The organism is Exiguobacterium sp. RIT452, assembly GCF_003598705.1.
Classification (GTDB): domain Bacteria; phylum Bacillota; class Bacilli; order Exiguobacteriales; family Exiguobacteriaceae; genus Exiguobacterium_A; species Exiguobacterium_A undae.
Genome location: NZ_QXJB01000001.1, coordinates 1 through 16,563, shown reverse-complemented (window position 1 = coordinate 16,563; position 16,563 = coordinate 1). Strand labels below are relative to the sequence as shown.

At 47.2% G+C, this 16,563-nt stretch carries 13 protein-coding genes and 15 tRNA genes; 3 read left to right on the top strand and 25 right to left on the bottom strand.

Annotated elements, in window-relative coordinates:
• Window positions 1-189 carry a hypothetical protein gene (locus D3D03_RS00140; RefSeq protein ID WP_014969669.1) on the top strand — a complete coding sequence of 63 codons (189 nt, stop codon included), beginning with the start codon at window positions 1-3 and terminating at the stop codon, window positions 187-189.
• 78 nt (window positions 190-267) lie between these two features.
• Here D3D03_RS00140 and D3D03_RS00135 read toward each other — a convergent pair whose 3' ends face one another.
• The gene (locus tag D3D03_RS00135; RefSeq protein ID WP_026833763.1) at window positions 268-1,164 is read right to left on the bottom strand and encodes an aldo/keto reductase; all 897 of its coding nucleotides are present in this window, start codon (window positions 1,162-1,164) and stop codon (window positions 268-270) included.
• 157 nt (window positions 1,165-1,321) lie between these two features.
• On the bottom strand, window positions 1,322-3,058 hold the full coding sequence (locus D3D03_RS00130; RefSeq protein WP_119922411.1) for a phospho-sugar mutase: 1,737 nt from the start codon (window positions 3,056-3,058) through the stop codon (window positions 1,322-1,324).
• 104 nt (window positions 3,059-3,162) lie between these two features.
• Between D3D03_RS00130 and D3D03_RS00125 the strand changes: the two genes are divergently transcribed.
• Window positions 3,163-3,978 (top strand): sulfurtransferase, encoded by an 816-nt coding sequence (locus tag D3D03_RS00125; RefSeq protein WP_233550603.1) that lies wholly within the window; start codon window positions 3,163-3,165, stop codon window positions 3,976-3,978.
• Between the two features lie 34 nt (window positions 3,979-4,012).
• On the opposite strand, the gene D3D03_RS00120 is transcribed toward D3D03_RS00125, so the two are convergent.
• The 4 genes from D3D03_RS00120 to D3D03_RS00105 are packed head-to-tail and all read right to left on the bottom strand — an operon-like array spanning window position 4,013 to window position 10,207.
• Window positions 4,013-6,439 (bottom strand): glycogen/starch/alpha-glucan phosphorylase, encoded by a 2,427-nt coding sequence (locus D3D03_RS00120; protein WP_119922409.1) that lies wholly within the window; start codon window positions 6,437-6,439, stop codon window positions 4,013-4,015.
• Window positions 6,440-6,467: 28 nt separating this feature from the next.
• The gene (glgA, locus tag D3D03_RS00115; RefSeq protein ID WP_026833767.1) at window positions 6,468-7,919 is read right to left on the bottom strand and encodes a glycogen synthase GlgA; all 1,452 of its coding nucleotides are present in this window, start codon (window positions 7,917-7,919) and stop codon (window positions 6,468-6,470) included.
• Between the two features lie 13 nt (window positions 7,920-7,932).
• Window positions 7,933-9,033, bottom strand: coding sequence for a glucose-1-phosphate adenylyltransferase subunit GlgD (gene glgD, locus D3D03_RS00110; RefSeq protein ID WP_026833768.1), 1,101 nt, complete (start codon window positions 9,031-9,033; stop codon window positions 7,933-7,935).
• Window positions 9,034-9,046: 13 nt separating this feature from the next.
• Entirely contained in the window at window positions 9,047-10,207 is a 1,161-nt protein-coding gene (locus tag D3D03_RS00105) for a glucose-1-phosphate adenylyltransferase (protein ID WP_026833769.1), read from the bottom strand.
• A gap of 217 nt (window positions 10,208-10,424) precedes the next feature.
• On the opposite strand from D3D03_RS00105, the gene D3D03_RS00100 reads away from it, so the two are divergent.
• Window positions 10,425-12,200, top strand: a complete 1,776-nt coding sequence (locus D3D03_RS00100) for a transglycosylase domain-containing protein (RefSeq protein WP_119922408.1) — start codon at window positions 10,425-10,427, stop codon at window positions 12,198-12,200.
• Window position 12,201: 1 nt separating this feature from the next.
• Here D3D03_RS00100 and D3D03_RS00095 read toward each other — a convergent pair whose 3' ends face one another.
• The 19 genes from D3D03_RS00095 to D3D03_RS00005 all read right to left on the bottom strand — a co-directional run bounded on the left by D3D03_RS00095 (window position 12,202) and on the right by D3D03_RS00005 (window position 16,560).
• Complete coding sequence (locus tag D3D03_RS00095; RefSeq protein ID WP_026833770.1) at window positions 12,202-12,768, bottom strand: DUF5366 family protein; 567 nt, start codon at window positions 12,766-12,768, stop codon at window positions 12,202-12,204.
• 245 nt (window positions 12,769-13,013) lie between these two features.
• The gene (gene trmL / locus D3D03_RS00090; protein ID WP_026833771.1) at window positions 13,014-13,487 is read right to left on the bottom strand and encodes a tRNA (uridine(34)/cytosine(34)/5-carboxymethylaminomethyluridine(34)-2'-O)-methyltransferase TrmL; all 474 of its coding nucleotides are present in this window, start codon (window positions 13,485-13,487) and stop codon (window positions 13,014-13,016) included.
• Window positions 13,487-13,972 carry a methylated-DNA--[protein]-cysteine S-methyltransferase gene (locus D3D03_RS00085; protein WP_119922407.1) on the bottom strand — a complete coding sequence of 162 codons (486 nt, stop codon included), beginning with the start codon at window positions 13,970-13,972 and terminating at the stop codon, window positions 13,487-13,489. The genes trmL and D3D03_RS00085 overlap by 1 nt, the downstream gene beginning before the upstream one ends.
• The gene (gene queG, locus D3D03_RS00080; protein WP_119922406.1) at window positions 13,962-15,107 is read right to left on the bottom strand and encodes a tRNA epoxyqueuosine(34) reductase QueG; all 1,146 of its coding nucleotides are present in this window, start codon (window positions 15,105-15,107) and stop codon (window positions 13,962-13,964) included. Before queG ends, D3D03_RS00085 begins: the two co-directional genes overlap by 11 nt.
• 95 nt (window positions 15,108-15,202) lie before the next feature.
• Window positions 15,203-15,273 (bottom strand) — tRNA-Gly (locus D3D03_RS00075).
• A 40-nt stretch (window positions 15,274-15,313) separates the two neighbouring features.
• Window positions 15,314-15,384 (bottom strand) — tRNA-Gly (locus D3D03_RS00070).
• A gap of 4 nt (window positions 15,385-15,388) precedes the next feature.
• Window positions 15,389-15,469, bottom strand: a tRNA-Leu gene (locus D3D03_RS00065).
• Between the two features lie 35 nt (window positions 15,470-15,504).
• A tRNA-Cys gene (locus D3D03_RS00060) sits at window positions 15,505-15,578 on the bottom strand.
• A 6-nt stretch (window positions 15,579-15,584) separates the two neighbouring features.
• A tRNA-Gly gene (locus D3D03_RS00055) sits at window positions 15,585-15,659 on the bottom strand.
• Between the two features lie 7 nt (window positions 15,660-15,666).
• Window positions 15,667-15,738, bottom strand: a tRNA-Gln gene (locus D3D03_RS00050).
• 10 nt (window positions 15,739-15,748) lie between these two features.
• Window positions 15,749-15,821: transfer RNA gene (locus tag D3D03_RS00045), tRNA-His, on the bottom strand.
• Between the two features lie 13 nt (window positions 15,822-15,834).
• Window positions 15,835-15,905, bottom strand: a tRNA-Trp gene (locus D3D03_RS00040).
• Between the two features lie 4 nt (window positions 15,906-15,909).
• A tRNA-Tyr gene (locus D3D03_RS00035) sits at window positions 15,910-15,993 on the bottom strand.
• 28 nt (window positions 15,994-16,021) lie between these two features.
• A tRNA-Phe gene (locus D3D03_RS00030) sits at window positions 16,022-16,097 on the bottom strand.
• Window positions 16,098-16,104: 7 nt separating this feature from the next.
• Window positions 16,105-16,180, bottom strand: a tRNA-Asp gene (locus D3D03_RS00025).
• 8 nt (window positions 16,181-16,188) lie between these two features.
• A tRNA-Met gene (locus D3D03_RS00020) sits at window positions 16,189-16,262 on the bottom strand.
• Between the two features lie 10 nt (window positions 16,263-16,272).
• Window positions 16,273-16,347: transfer RNA gene (locus D3D03_RS00015), tRNA-Glu, on the bottom strand.
• Between the two features lie 20 nt (window positions 16,348-16,367).
• Window positions 16,368-16,458 (bottom strand) — tRNA-Ser (locus tag D3D03_RS00010).
• 27 nt (window positions 16,459-16,485) lie between these two features.
• A tRNA-Asn gene (locus tag D3D03_RS00005) sits at window positions 16,486-16,560 on the bottom strand.
• Between the last annotated feature and the right edge of the window lie 3 nt (window positions 16,561-16,563).

Here is a 16,563-nt window from a genome sequence, read left to right as displayed (position 1 = left end):
ATGAAACAAGTAATTGAAGCTTTCCGTAGACAAGATGCAGAGCAGCGGATTCCAGTGCTACGCCTCGAAATCGATTATGAGCTCAGTACGCTCTTCGATGCTATCCAAGTCAGTGATCAAGCAGCTGTTGTCGCCAGTAAAGAACGTTTAGATAAATATCGTCAGGAAATGCTTCGTCTCGAAGCATAACCCTATAGATACTCCCATCTCAACTCCCCCTTGAGATGGGACTTTTTTTGCACAAAAAAATAGCCCGAAGGCTATTTTTTAATCAACGTCCCGTCCGCGGGAAGCTTTTAAGATTTCAAACCATTGTTCACGCGACAGTTCAAGACGTGTCGCCCGGACAGCAGATTCAATCCGTTCAATTTTTCCTGAACCGACGATTGGCATGATGCGCGCCGGATGTTTGAGCAACCAGGCATAGGCGACTTCGTCGATCTCCTCTGCGCCGATGTCACGGCCGATCTCCTCGAGTTTTTCACGAAGCGGCGCAAATTGTTCTTCTTTGAACAATCGTCCTCCGGCAAGCGGACTCCATGCCATGAGCGGCATTTCATTTTCGTGGCACAAATCAACCGAACCGTCTTCAAAATGCTTCAGTTCCGCGACAGACAGCTCAAGCTGGTTCGTGACGAGCATAAACGGGAGTCGTGATTGAATCAAACTTTGTTGAGCCGGTGTATGGTTCGACAATCCAAACGTCCGTACTTTTCCCGATTCTTTTAATTCGACGAATGCTTCGGCGATTTCGTTTGGATCCATCAATGGATCGGGACGGTGAATCAGTAACGTATCGATGTAATCGACACCGAGTTCTTTTAATGAACGGGTCGCCTGTTCAATGATATGTTGTTTTGTCGTGTCATAAAATGAAAGTTTTTGATCCGAGAAATGGTTTCCTTTCATTTTGATCCCGGTTTTTGTGACGATTTCCATCCGTTCGCGTAATTCAGGTTTCAGTGCCAACGCTTCACCAAACAGTCCTTCATTCGTATAATCACCATAAATATCGGCATGGTCAAACGTCGTAATTCCTAATGCTAAACATTGTTCAATTAATTCGAGTCGCTCTTGTGCCGTCATGTTCCATTCATTCAGACGCCATAGCCCATGAATGACTCTCGAAAATGAAAGTTCTTCCGTTAATTGTATCCGTTCCATGTATACTCATCTCCCTATCTTTCAATCATACTTCACCGTTCACTTTACATGAATTTGATAACGGTTGCACGAGTTACGCCCTTCTCAGTCAAATAGACAAAAAAAACTGGCAGAGACGGATTGTCTCTTTACCAGTTTCGTCTTGCGGTGTATCTGATTATTGAATTTGCTCGACTTCCTGCATCACTTCATCTTCAATCAACTGACGTTTACGTGTTGTCTCCGCAGCATCCGGTGATGTCACACTGAAATAGAATTTGATTTTTGGTTCTGTTCCAGATGGACGAAGGCAGAACCACGAACCGTCTTCCAACGTAAATTTCAAGACGTTTGATTTCGGCAGATTGATGGGTGATGGTTGATGTTGGATCAAATCGTGCGAGATACTGGCATCGTAATCTTCAAATAAGACGACTTTTTCACCTGCCACTTGTTTAGGCGGATGCTCCCGGAACGTATCCATGATGCGTCCGATTTGTGCGACACCGTCTTTACCTTTCAGCGTCAACGAGCGAAGTGACTCTTCGAAGTAACCGAACTCCTCGTAGATGGCTTGTAACGCCTCATACAGCGTCCGTCCTTCCTTCTTGTGATACGCTGTCATCTCAGCAGCCAGCAAGCATGCTTGGACGGCATCCTTGTCACGGCAGAAGTCGCCGATCAAGTAACCGTAACTTTCTTCATAGCCAAACAGATATTCATATTCTCCGGATTCATTGTATTGTTTGATTTTTTCACCGATGAATTTAAAGCCGGTTAACGTGTTTTCAACGTGTAAGTCGTAATGTCTTGCAATCAATGCACCCAGTTCCGATGTGACAATCGTTTTTGCTACAAAACCATTTTTCGGCAATGTCCCTTGAGCCGATTTTTGTGACAAGATGTAATCAAGCAGTAACGCACCTGTCTGGTTTCCTGTGAGGACGACCCACTCTCCGTCCGCATCACGTGTCGCAACACCAACACGGTCGGCATCCGGATCCGTCGCAAGTAACACATCCGCGTCGACACGGTCTCCATACTCGATCGCCAACTTAAAGGCCGCATGCTCTTCCGGGTTTGGAGAAGAAACTGTCGGGAATGCACCATCCGGCTTCGCTTGTTCTTCGACGACCGTCACATGCTCAAAACCATAATTCTTTAATCCTACCGTTACTGGTACAAGACCTGTCCCGTGAAGCGGAGTAAAGACGATTTTTAAAGGATCCGCCAACTCATCTTGAATCGTCGGTAAAACACGAATCGTTTTAAGTTGTTCTTGGTATGCGTCATCGAGTTGTTCTCCGACGCGAACGATTAAGCCGTTCGCCCGCAAGACTTCTTCCGCTTCAAGTTCGATTGAAAGTTCATCTTCAACTTGATCGACGTACGACACGAGATCATCCGCTTCTTTCGGTGGCAACTGTCCACCATCATTCCCGTAGACTTTATAGCCGTTATATTCCGGTGGATTGTGGCTCGCTGTAATGACAATACCGCCTGCTGCACGGAGTTCACGCACGGCAAATGACAGTTCCGGTGTCGGACGGAGTCCGTCGAACAAGTACGCTTTAATTCCGTTACTTGCAAGTGTCTTGGCTGCTTCCAAAGCAAACTCAGGCGAGTAGTGCCGTGAGTCGTGGGCGATGACGATGCCTTGAGCGACTGCTTCTTGCCCTTCGGCTTTGATGAAATCGGCAAACCCTTGTGAGGCTTTACGAACGGTATAAACGTTCATCCGGTTTGTTCCGACGCCGATTTCTCCCCGCATTCCGCCTGTTCCGAATTCTAATTCTTTGTAGAAGGCTTCTTCCGCTGCTTTTTCATCTTCTGCGAGTGCGACCAATTCTTCTTTGAGTTCTGTTTCCAGACCCGAGAATTGATTCCATTTTTGATACGTTTCTTTCCATGACATATGCTGTCCACTCCTTCAAATTTGTTTAAACGAGATTTTCTTGCGACTTGCGGGAACGTCTCACCTTTCATATGATTACTTTAGAAAGGGTCAAGGTGATGTTTATGTTTCCAACCATTCAAATGACAGACTTACAGCAACTTGTTCATACGGATCAGATCCGCTGGTTTGATTGCCGTTATGATCTGCAAGATCCGGATTACGGTCGTGACGCTTTTAAAACGAGTCATGTGCAACGGGCACAATATTTAGACTTAGCGCGGGATTTATCGGGACCACGGTCTGAAACAGGAGGACGTCATCCGTTGCCGTCTAAAAAGCAATGGATTCAGACACTCGAATCACTTGGCGTCCATCGCGACGATTTCATCGTCTTGTACGATGACGGTTTCCCGTATGCCGCTCGCGCCTGGTGGTTATTCAAGTGGGCTGGTCATGAACGTGTCGTCGTCCTTGAAGGCGGACTATCGTCTTATCTTGCCTTTGATTACCCGATGAGCACGGAGACGACGACGTTTGACCAATCGACGTATCAAGCTGATTTTCAGGATGAGATGCTTGTTCAGTTCGAAGAGGTGAAAAACCGCCCGCCGGAAACCCGGCTCGTCGACTCACGGTCCCCGGATCGATTCCGTGGTCAGAATGAAACGATCGATGCGATTGCCGGACACATTCCAGGTGCCGTGAACTGCTTCTTTGGAGAAGCGATTTCCCCGGACCGACGATTAAAAGACGCGGAAGACCTCAAAGAGCTGTATGCTGATCTGCTCGATGCCGATTCTCCGATCTTGTATTGCGGTAGCGGCGTCACGGCGTGTGTCAATGTGTTAGCCCTGCATGCCCTCGGAAAAACCGATGTTCGGTTATACGCCGGGTCATACAGCGACTGGATCAGTCAAACGGATGAAGTGACACAATAAGCCAGACGAAAGTCCGATCTTGATCGGACTTTTTTTAGATTTGAACCGGTTTGATGTTCCAGATGGCATTGGCATATTCCTTGATTGTCCGGTCACTGGAGAAGACACCGGATTTCCCGATGTTCATGATGACCATCTTGTACCATTTTTCCGAATCTTGATAAGCCCGGCCAATTCGTTCTTGTGCTTGTTGGTAAGACAAAAAGTCTTTGAGGATTAAATATTCATCATTGTATGTCAACAATGAATCATAGATTGCCTGGAATTCACCTGTCGGGAAGATTGATCCGTCTACAAGCCCATCAATCACACGACGGAGTTCAGGTTGCGCGCTGTATTGATCGTAAGCACTGTATCCCCCGTACTTCTTATAGTTCATGACTTCTTGCGGAGTCAGCCCGAAGATGAAGATGTTGGCATCTTCGACCTCATCCCGAATCTCGATGTTGGCACCGTCGAGCGTCCCGACGGTCAAGGCACCGTTCATCATGAATTTCATGTTTCCGGTTCCGGAAGCTTCGTAACTTGCCGTTGAAATCTGCTCACTGACATCACTTGCCGGGAAGATTTTTTCAGCGAGTGAGACACGGTAGTTCTCAAGGAACACGACTTTCATGTACGGACTGACCTCCGGATCTGAATTAATCAGTTTGGCAAGGGCATTGATATAGCGAATGACTTCCTTGGCATAGTGATAACCCGGAGCGGCCTTCGCCCCGAAAATGAACGTCCGTGGCGTCATCTGGAATGATTTATCCTCTTTCAGACGGTAGTAAAGAGAATGAATGTGAAGCGCGTTAAGTAACTGTCGTTTGTACGCATGCAGCCGTTTGACTTGGACATCAAAAATCGAATGTGGATCAACGACGATTCCCGTCTCGGTTTCAATCAATTCAGCCAATTCCTTTTTACTCGCTAATTTGATCGACCGGATGTCTTGCTGAAGCGTGACATCATCCGCAAACTTCGTCAGCTTTTGTAAATCGGACGGATGATTGATCCAACTGTCCCCGATGGCTTCTGTCACGCGATCCGCAAGCTGTGGATTCGATAACAGGAACCAACGGCGGTGCGTGATTCCGTTCGTTTTATTATTAAAACGTAACGGGAACATCTCATAAAACAGCCGCATCTCGCGCTGCTTCAGGATTTCCGTATGAATTTGGGCAACTCCGTTCGTCGAATGGGTCCCGACGACCGCCAAGTTTGCCATATTGATCATGCCGTCAGCAATGATTGCGATGTCCCGCATATTCGGTTCCAGATGCGGATAATTATCGAGCACATCCTTGCAGAACCGGCGATTGATTTCTTCAATAATGAGATAAATCCGCGGCAACAAATCGCGGAACAAATCGACCGGCCAGCGTTCTAACGCTTCCGACAACAACGTATGGTTCGTAAACGACATGACGCTTTTCGTAATCCGCCACGATTCTTCCCACGAATATTCCTCTTCATCAATCAAAATTCGCATTAATTCAGGAATTGCCACGACAGGATGCGTATCGTTGATATGAATCGCAATTTGATTCCCCAAATGTTTTAACGACGTATTACGTTTTTTATGTGATAACAAAATACTCCGTAATCCGGCTGAGACGAAGAAATATTGCTGTTTCAGACGCAAGACCTTACCTTCGTATGTCGTATCGTCCGGATACAAGAATTCAGAAATCGTCTGAATCGCTTGTTTATGGATCAGCAAGTCTTTGTAGTTGCCCCGGTGTTGGTTTAACAATTCATCGTCGTCGTACGGCGATTCAGCACTCCAGAGACGCAGGTTATTCACGATCCCGTTCTGATACCCGACGATCGGCATATCATAAGGGACCGCACGAACGATTTCTGCCGGTTCATGATGGACGCGATACTTGCCGCCTTCGACTTCTTCCAACCAGACATGTCCACCGAATGGGATGTCGACCGCTTTGTCGGAACGTCGAATTTCCCACATGTTTCCGTTCTTCAACCAGTTATCCGGCAGCTCGACTTGATATCCATCGATGATTTTTTGTTTGAATAATCCGTACTGATAACGAATGCCGTTACCATGTCCCGGTAATCCAAGTGCTGCAAGGGAATCAAGGAAACAAGCGGCCAGTCGACCGAGTCCGCCGTTTCCAAGACCCGGTTCCGGTTCTTCTTCGGTCAAATCCGCCAAGTCATAGCCAAGCTCCGCAAGCCCGCTTCGAACATCCTCCAGGACATTCAGGCTTAACAAGTTGTTGTACAGAAAACGACCGAGTAAAAATTCCAGTGAGAAGTAATAGACTTGCTTACTTTTCTTATGGATGTAGGTTTCCTTTGTCCGCATCCAGTCCGTTGTGACATATTCCCGCACCATGTAAGCGAGTGTCTGATAGACATCATTTTCAGTCGCATCTTCCAATGCCTTACCATGCATCGAAATAAACCGTTCATTAAACCTCTTCTTGAACTTCTCTTTGTCTTTGAACATTCCAAAACCCCATTTCCCGTAATCCCAATCAGTCAGCAGACGGTGCGATTAAACGATAGAGCGCCAAATATTCATCAGCGGATCGAATCCAGCTAAAGTCTTCTTGCATTGCTGTTTCAACCAGATGCTTAAATACCGGTTTATCATGATACGTCTCAATCGTACGTTGGATCGCATCAAGAAACTCTTGCGCATTATAATTCGAGAACGAGAAGCCATTTCCCTCTAATGTGAACTGATTAAATGGTTGGACTGTATCACGCAGACCACCGGTTTCACGAACCACAGGCAACGAACCGTATTTCATCGAAATCAATTGACTGAGACCACATGGTTCAAAGCGGGACGGCATGAGGAACGCGTCACTGCCGGCATAAATCCGTTGCGCCAGACCAACATCAAAACCGATATACGATGCTACCTTATCCGGTCGGATCGTCGATGCGTGTTGGAATAATCCTTCATACTCAGCTTCTCCTGAGCCAAGAATGATGAACTGTGCATCCAGTTCAAACAGATCCGGCAGGATGTGGGCGAGTAAATCGATTCCCTTTTGATCGACTAGACGTGAAACGAATCCGAATAACGGAACGTCCGGATTAACCGGTAACCCAAGTTCTTTTTGCAACGCTTCTTTGTTCGTTGCTTTTCCTGCTTCAACCGTCTTCACATCGTAGTTTTCCACTAAATGTTCATCCGTATCCGGACTAAACTGACGGTAGTCGATTCCGTTCAATATTCCGCGAACGTCGACTGCCCGGTGCTGTAAGACCGGCTCTAATGTTTCACCGTAATATGGATCCATGATTTCATCACGGTATGACGGACTGACCGTCGTGATTTGATTGGCGTGGACGAGACCCGCCTTCATGTAATTGACAAGGCCGTTATGTGCGAGACCTTCTGCCGTAAAGTGTTCGTGGCTGAGACCTAGAAGATCGCCGAGGACCTCTTCCGGGAACACTCCTTGGTATTGCAGGTTATGAATCGTAAAGACCGTCTTGATTTCTTGATAACGGTTGAGATGTTGGTAATGAATCCGTAAGAACGCCGGTAAGACACCTGTCTGCCAATCGTGACAATGAATGACGTCAGGTACTTCTTCCGCATCCACACGTTGGATCATCTCAAGCACTGCCCGTGAGAAGTAGGCAAACCGTTCAGCATCATCGTAATGACCATAAATCACACCATCACGTTTAAAATAATATTCGTTATCGATAAAATAGAACGTTACACCGTCCTGCTTTAATCGTAAAACGGCTCCAAACTGTTGCCGCCAACCGACCGGGACGATGAAATCAAATAAAAATTCCATTTCCGACTTGTACTGTTCTTTAATTTGACCGTAATTCGGTAAAATGACCGAAACTTCCGCACCCTCTTCAGCAAGCGCTAAAGGGAGCGAGCCGACGACGTCAGCTAGCCCCCCTGTCTTGATGAATGGTGTCGCTTCTGTGGCAGCAAACCATACCTTCATGATGACATCCCCTTTAAACGATTGTTTGTTTTTTGATGACAATCGGCTCTTCGGCTGTTCCACGGATGACTTGTCCGCGTTTAACCGTTACCTCTTTGTCAAGGATCGCGTATTCAACGACAGCGCCTTCTTCGATCACTGATTTTTGCATGATGATCGAGTTTTTGACACGAGCATGTTTTCCGACTTTGACACCACGGAAGAGGATACTGTCCGTCGCTGTTCCTTCAAGTTTACAACCGTTCGCAACAAGTGAGTTCTTGATCGTTGATCCCGGCAAGTAACGTGTCGGCGGTTCGTGCTTGATTTTCGTATAGACGTGTTGGAAATCATTGATTGCGCCCCACTGTTCCAGCAACAGCATGCTTTCGCGGTAATACGAGCGTAAGGAATGGATGACCTGTGACGTCCCCGTATATTCATAACCGTGAACGTGCAGACGGTTCAGCTGCGAGCGGATGATGCTTTGCAACAAGTCATACTCGCCGCGCCCGATTGCTTCGTCGACGAGACGGACAAACAGGTTTTTCGAAAGGACGACCGTTTCCATGTAGAACGTTTCATCAGACGGTTCATAACCACGTGAACCGATTGCCGTCACACGGTTTTGTTCGCTGAAGCGAATCGGACGGCAGTAGTTGCATGGTAGCTCACGTTTTGTATAAACGACTGTGATGTCCGCATTCGATGCCTTATGTTCACGCAACACGTCACGATAGTCCACTGCAGATAAAATGTTTGAGCCCGAAATCACGACATAGTTTTCTTTACTCCGTAAGAAGAAATCACGGTGCAAATGGAAATTCGATAAGTCGCCGCGGAACTCATGTGCATCTTGAGACAACGCCGGGGGGAAGATATAGAGTCCGCCGTTCGAACGGTCTAAATCCCACTCCTTACCAGATCCAAGGTGATCCATCATCGCACGGTATTTTTCGAGCGTAAAGACGCCGATATTCGCAATCTCGTTCTGAACCATGTTCGTCAACGTGAAATCGATTAATCGATATCGTCCTGCAAACGGTACGGCAGCCAAGTTACGGTGTTCTGTCAATTCCTTAAAGAACCCTTCTTCGCCGCTGAGATTGATAACCCCTAGTAAATCTGCTTTCATCGGTACTTCCCCCTTATTGAATCGCTTCTTTGACGACTTCATTTTTCTGGATGATACTGTTTGCCTCAATGACGAACACTTCGCCGTTTGGTGTTCCGATTGTCGCACCATCTTCTACGACCACACCATCCGCGAGAATCGCGCGATGAATCGTGACGTCTTTTCCGATTTTCACGTTCGGGAAAATGACGGAATCTTTTACGAGTGAGCCTTCTGCGACATCAACGCCATAAAATAAGACCGAGTGGTTGATTTCCCCTTCGATGTGGCAGCCTTCGTTGATGATCGATGTCTCGATTGCCGCATTATTGCCGATGTATTGTGGTTGTTGATTTGGGTTTACTGAGTGAACTTTCCATGACGGTTCATACAAGTCAAACTCCGGATCGGCTGCGAGTAAGTCCATGTTTGCTTCCCAAAGTGACTGGATTGTTCCGACGTCTTTCCAGTATCCCTTGAATTTATAAGCGCGAATGTTCAGATTCTCAAACAGCATGTTCGGAATGATGTTTTTACCAAAGTCAAAGCTCGACTCGGCATCGCCTGCATCTTGAATCAAGTGGCGTTTCAAAACATCCCAGTTAAAGACATAGATCCCCATCGAAGCTAAATTTGATTTCGGATTTTCCGGTTTTTCTTCAAACTCGTTGATTCGAAGATCGTCATCTGTATTCAGGATTCCGAAGCGCGGTGCTTCTTCCCAAGGGACTTCACGAACGGAAATCGTCACATCCGCTCCTCCTTGACGATGTTCTTCGATCATTTTTTCGTAGTCCATTTTATAAATGTGATCCCCTGATAACACGAGCACATAGTCTGGATCGTATTGGTTGATGTAACTCATATTGCGGTAAATGGCATTTGCTGTCCCCTCGTACCAGTTCTTGCCGTTTTGTGCTTGATACGGTGGTAAGATTGTCAATCCACCATTGCGTCGGTCGAGGTCCCATGCACTTCCGATTCCGAGGTAACGGTTAAGCTCCAGTGGTTCGTACTGTGTCAAAACCCCTACTGTATCGATTCCTGAGTTCGTACAGTTTGATAACGGGAAATCAATGATCCGGTATTTCCCTCCAAACGCGACCGCCGGTTTTGCAGTGTGTTTCGTAAGTGCTCCTAGACGTTTTCCTTCTCCGCCAGCAAGCAACATCGCGACGACATTCTTTTTAGCCATTTCGTCCCCTCCAGTTTATGCTCTTTTTTTCAATAATCATTTGTTCCAACTTTTATACAGGTATTTATACAGATACTCTTATATACCCACCTTTTCTCTTTTTAATATAACATTCCTGCAAAATAGATTTATTAAAATACAAATTTCTAAAAAATTATACTGTTTTCGTCAAAAAAGACCGATAATAAGGATGAAATGCCCTTTGAAAGGAGTTTACATGAGAATTACGACAGGATATTTTTTATTATTTGCGTTGGCTTTTGGTTTAGTGCTAACACTTTTTTCAGTTCGTGACCAATTGGATGTCGCAAAAGAATTATTCACATGGGCCGATCAACAGACGACTGAACGTCCGCTTGCCTCTTACCAACCGATTACTGTCGCCTATCAGGATGAACGTGTGGAGTTATACGACGGGTTACGTCGAAATGATTTAACGTCGAACGCGCTTCCGGCTAAGGTCGAAAAGACCTTCGTCGCAATCGAGGACCGCCGATTTTATCAGCATGACGGCTATGACATCACGGGAATTTTACGTGCCTTCACAGAAAATCAATCTGGAGACAGCAAAGGTCAGGGCGGCAGTACGATCACGCAACAATTAGCCCGGATGACATATCTCTCAACCGAAAAAACCTATACTAGAAAAATAAAAGAGATTTTAATTTCGATTTCTTTGGAACAAAAATACTCAAAAAAAGAACTCTTGACCGCTTATGTCAATCAAGCCTATTTTGCCAACAACATTTATGGCATCGAACTGGCTGCGACGTCTTATCTCGGGAAACCGGCCAAGGATTTGAACTGGGCGGAAGTCAGTTATTTAGCAGCGATTCCAAACAATCCCTCACTCTATGATCCGTTACGTTTTCCGAAAAATACGGCTAAACGACAACAACGAATCTTGAAAGAGTTACGAAATATTCGGGAAATTCCGAAAAAAACATCTGTTAAACCGGTGCAAGTTGCTTTTAAAAAGCCGGTCATCCGTTATCCGGATTATATCGACGCAAGTGTCGCTGAAGCCATTCGCCAAACGGCTGCTTTAAAAAACGTGAGCCCGATCGAGGCTAAACAATACTTACACCAACATGGCGCTGTCATTCAGACGTACTTGGATCCCGTTGAACAGGCACGGGCCAAACAGTCGATTCAAAGTCTACCGACACCAATCGAAGGGGCTTACGTCGGAATTGACGGAAAATCACGAGGTGTCACGGCACTCGTCGGCAACAAATCGACGTTACCCGGTCAACTCAATCGGGCCGTCCAGTCCTACCGGCAACCCGGTTCGACGCTAAAACCTCTCCTTGTATACGGACCGTATCTCGAAAAAACAAAAAAGACGTTAACGAGCCGTCTTGACGGAAGTCCGGTTTGTTTCGACGGATATTGTCCACAAAACAGCAGTAACCGGATACTCGGGGAAGTCACGATTGCCGATGCCATCGCCTATTCTTACAATACGCCGGCTTTGCGTGCTTTTGCCGTTTCCTTCAACGAAGGGCTCAAAGCAATCCGACCATTTCGCTTCAGCCAGTGGACGGATGAGGACAACTCGTACAACAGCGCACTCGGTGGCTTGAAATATGGCGTCAGCCCTCTCGAATTGACGAATGCCTATACGACGTTCGTCAACGACGGGTTATACAGCCCTTCTTCCATGATTCGCACGATCACGACAGATGAAGGAACACTGTACCGGCATACACTTGAAGCAGACCGCATCTGGTCCAAACGGACAAACCAGCTGCTGCGTAAAGGACTGACAAACGTCATGACCTATGGAACCGGCCGTCAGGGATATGATACACGCCCGGCTTACATCGGTGGAAAGACCGGTACGACTAACGACAACAAAGATATGTGGTTCGTCGGTATTAAAGATCAACACGTCGGCGGTATTTGGCTCGGTGCGGACATTCCGCGTGCTTTCCCGACTGAAGCCAACACAACGTTGCAAGTGAAAACATGGGCTGCGATCCTTCCCTGATTCACTTGGGGAACAGAACAGCTTCCCCAAGTGAATTGAATAAACTTAAACCAACCCAGGAAAGACCGGCTAACAACAAGCCCCAAGCTAAAAAGAGAAACACTATTAAGCCGATTGCACCGGCTGAGGTCGTCATCTTACTGATTTGAAAAACGTAAAAGAAGAAATAGATGACAAATGAGCCGGTCAAGACGAGACAGACGAGTGGAAATGACGTCATGAAGGCAAAACTGATACATCCTCCGATCAATAACAAAATGCTGCCGGGGCGTAACATGCTTAACGTCGTCCCTACCTGCTCTTTGATGAAAAAAGCAAAACCAAGCTGATTGATCGTATCAGAAATCAACTTGAGTGAACTGAAAATCATGAAATAAACAATTAAAAAGCCGAGCCAGACAAGCAGTTTCGTATTTCGGGCACTGAGTATCTGTAACAGCTCATCGTACACTCCGACATCATTTAACCACGCCAGGGCAAGCTCTGACGTCGCGATTGCAAGTGAAGTGCTGAATAACAGGATGCTGATGAGCGGGGCATAACTTAATAAGTAAACGTTCGTGCGCATTTCAGGTCTCCATTCATAGAAATTTCATATGTAGCACACAATTACAGTAGCAAGTATACTATAATAGATTATATCGGTTATTGAGACTAAAGGGGGAAGCAAAAATGGCATTTATTTTAATGGTAGGCGTTAGTCTCGCTTTCTTGACAGCGATTTTCACAGCAGGCTACAACAAAAAACCTGAAGGTAACGAATAACAAAAAGCCTTGTCCCTACAACTTCTTGGGACAAGGCTTTTTTATTTATTAAAGCAAGTTGGCGTACCCTTGCTGACGCAACGCTTCATAAACGATGATGGCTGCTGTATTGGAGACGTTCAGTGAACGAACAAGGTTCGACTGAGGAAGACGGATACAACGCTCCAGATTCTCATCGATGACGTTTAAAGGTAATCCTTTCGTTTCTCGTCCGAACACAAAAAAGTAATCTTCTTCAACATTCGACAGATCAATTTGACTCGGATACTTTTCGCCGTACTTCGTAATGTAATAAAACGTCCCGTCCGGATGTTTACTCCATAACTCTTCTAACGAATCATGATACCGCACATCGACGAACTCCCAATAGTCCAGTCCCGCCCGTTTTAATTGTTTATCGTCCGTCGAAAATCCCAGTGGACGAATCAAATGAAGAACGGAGTGTGTCGCTGCACACGTTCTCGAAATATTTCCTGTGTTTTGTGGAATTTCTGGTTGGTACATCACTACATGAATAGCCATTAACTGTTCTCTCCTAACTCATGCGCAAGTAGCGCTTCTTTATGGGCGATGCCGCTAGCAAAACCTGTCATCTTGCCTGTTGCCCCGATGATCCGGTGGCATGGATAAATCAACGCGATCGGATTACGATTTAAGGCTCCGCCGACCGCACGGGCTGCCTTCTCCGAGCCGATCATCCGTGCGAGTTGCCCGTAACTTGCCGTCTGTCCAAACGGAATCGTTCGTAAAGCGGTCAGGACACGCCGTTGAAAATCGGTCACCTGTAGCCGGCAAGGAATACCGTCCAATGCTTCGGGGTGCCCTTTTTCATATGATGCCAGTGCAACGGCAAGGAATTCCGGTACAGCTGCTTCGAAATAAGCGTCTTGCTGCAGATATTGTCTAAGACGTGTCATATCGTGTCCGAAGTCGAGATAAACGACCGTCTCGTCTTCCCAGGCGACAACGAGTTCGCCAAAGGTACAGCTGACTTTTTTATACGGCACGTTCCGTCCCCCATTCACTCAATAGTCGTTCGCCCTCGATCTGGACGTCGGTTGCAGAATCAACGAGCAAACGTGCTTCGATGTAGTCTTTTTCCTCTTGTCCTGCAATCCGTCCGATTGCCCAAATCGCCAGCGCACGCATGTCTTCCCGTTGATCTGTTTCCGCCATCACACGTAATGCCTCCAGCGCCGTCCGGTCCTGATAATGAACGAGTGCACAGACCGCGTTACGCTGAATTGGTTTTTTCCCGCGCCATGCTCCGGACAACGAACCGAATCGTGTCTTGAATTCACGGTTACTGAGCGAAAGCAGTGGAATCAACAAGGGTTTGACCTGTTCCGGATCCGGTTGCAGCTCACTGTGTTGTGTGGCATGTTTTTTTCGATTGTACGGACAAACCTGCTGACAGGTGTCACAGCCATATAATCGATTTCCGAGGGCATAGCGGAAGTCTTCCGGAATCAGTGTCTTCGTCTGTGTAATGAACGAGATGCATCGTTTCGCATCGATGACGCCCGGTTCGACAAGAGCATCTGTCGGACAGGCATCGAGACATTTGTTACATGAACCGCACAACTCTTCGACCGGTTCATCCGGAGGCAGGTATTGATCTGTAATCAATTCTCCTAGATAAAGATAAGAACCATGCTCCTCGCTGATGATGGAACAGTTTTTCCCGCTGAATCCGATTCCGGCCCGTTCTGCGACAGCGCGATCGACCAATTCTCCCGTATCGACCATCGAACGTGTTTGGGCACCCGGACACAACACTTGAATTTTTTCCTCCAGTAATGTCAGTCGCTGCTTCAACGCTTGATGATAATCCAGTCCCCAAGAAGAGCGTCCAAAAATCCCGCGGCGTTCCCCTTCTCTGCCACGCGGAGCATCCTTGAGCTTACTTGGATAAGCGACGGCGATTGCGATGATTGAGACGGCATCATCCAGTAACAGCGTAGGTGTCGTCCGCCGTTCAAGATCAGGCTCTTCGAATCCGGAAGCATAACCTTTTTCTTGCTGCTGAACGAGACGCTGTTTCATCACCAAAAAGGGATCAGCCGTCGTGATGCGGCATTCATCGATTCCAATCTCTTTGGCATACATCTGCAATTCTTTTTTCAACAATTCGCCCTGCATCGTATCTCTCCTTTCGCTAGTTCGCTCGTTTATCTCCATGCTAAACAAAAAGAGCAATGTGTCAATTAAAAACGACACGTTGCTCTTTTCAGGTAAGCGGGTGAAGGGAATCGAACCCTCATCATCAGCTTGGAAGGCTGAGGTTTTACCACTAAACTACACCCGCATAATCAGGTGAATCTTGATTGAGATCGTACAAAGGTAAAAGCGGGTGAAGGGAATCGAACCCTCATCATCAGCTTGGAAGGCTGAGGTTTTACCACTAAACTACACCCGCAAGATACCGGTGGTCGGAATCGAACCGACACTCCAAAGGAACACGATTTTGAGTCGTGCGCGTCTACCAGTTCCGCCACACCGGCACAATCTCTTGCAAAACTATTCAATTAAGAATTATTGGAGGCGCCAGTCAGAATCGAACTGACGATAGAGGAGTTGCAGTCCTCTGCCTTACCACTTGGCTATGGCGCCACTCATTGGAGCGGAAGACGGGATTCGAACCCGCGACCCCGACCTTGGCAAGGTCGTATTCTACCACTGAACTACTTCCGCACAAAAGCTGGGCTGGAAGGGATCGAACCTTCGCATGCTGGAATCAAAATCCAGTGCCTTACCACTTGGCCACAGCCCAATAATAAAAGGGCGACTGATGGGAATTGAACCCACGAATGCCGGAATCACAATCCGGTGCGTTAACCACTTCGCCACAATCGCCATAATAATAAAACAGGGGCAGCAGGAATCGAACCCGCGCTGACGGTTTTGGAGACCGTAGTTCTACCGCTAAACTATGCCCCTAAAGTGGTGGGGGGGGGCGGATTCGAACCGCCGAACCCGAGGGAGCGGATTTACAGTCCGCCGCGTTTAGCCACTTCGCTACCCCCCCACAATGGGAAAATCAGTTAAAAATCATATGGTGGCTTTGGACGGAATCGAACCGCCGACACGAGGATTTTCAGTCCTCTGCTCTACCGACTGAGCTACAAAGCCTTAACAATGGCGGTCCTGACGGGATTCGAACCCGCGATCTCCTGCGTGACAGGCAGGCATGTTAACCGCTACACCACAGGACCGTATGTAATTGCGGGGGCCGGATTTGAACCGACGACCTTTGGGTTATGAGCCCAACGAGCTACCAGACTGCTCCACCCCGCGCTAATAAAAATGGTGACCCGTACGGGAATCGAACCCGTGATACCGCCGTGAAAGGGCGGTGTCTTAACCGCTTGACCAACGGGCCATTATAAAGTGAAAATGTTATGGCGGAGAGCAAGGGATTCGAACCCTTGAGACGCTTATGACGCCTACACGATTTCCAATCGTGCTCCTTCGGCCACTCGGACAGCTCTCCATTGCATGTGGTGAAGAAGTAATATAATGGCTCCGCAAGTAGGATTTGAACCTACGACCTACCGGTTAACAGCCGGTTGCTCTACCACTGAGCTATTGCGGAACG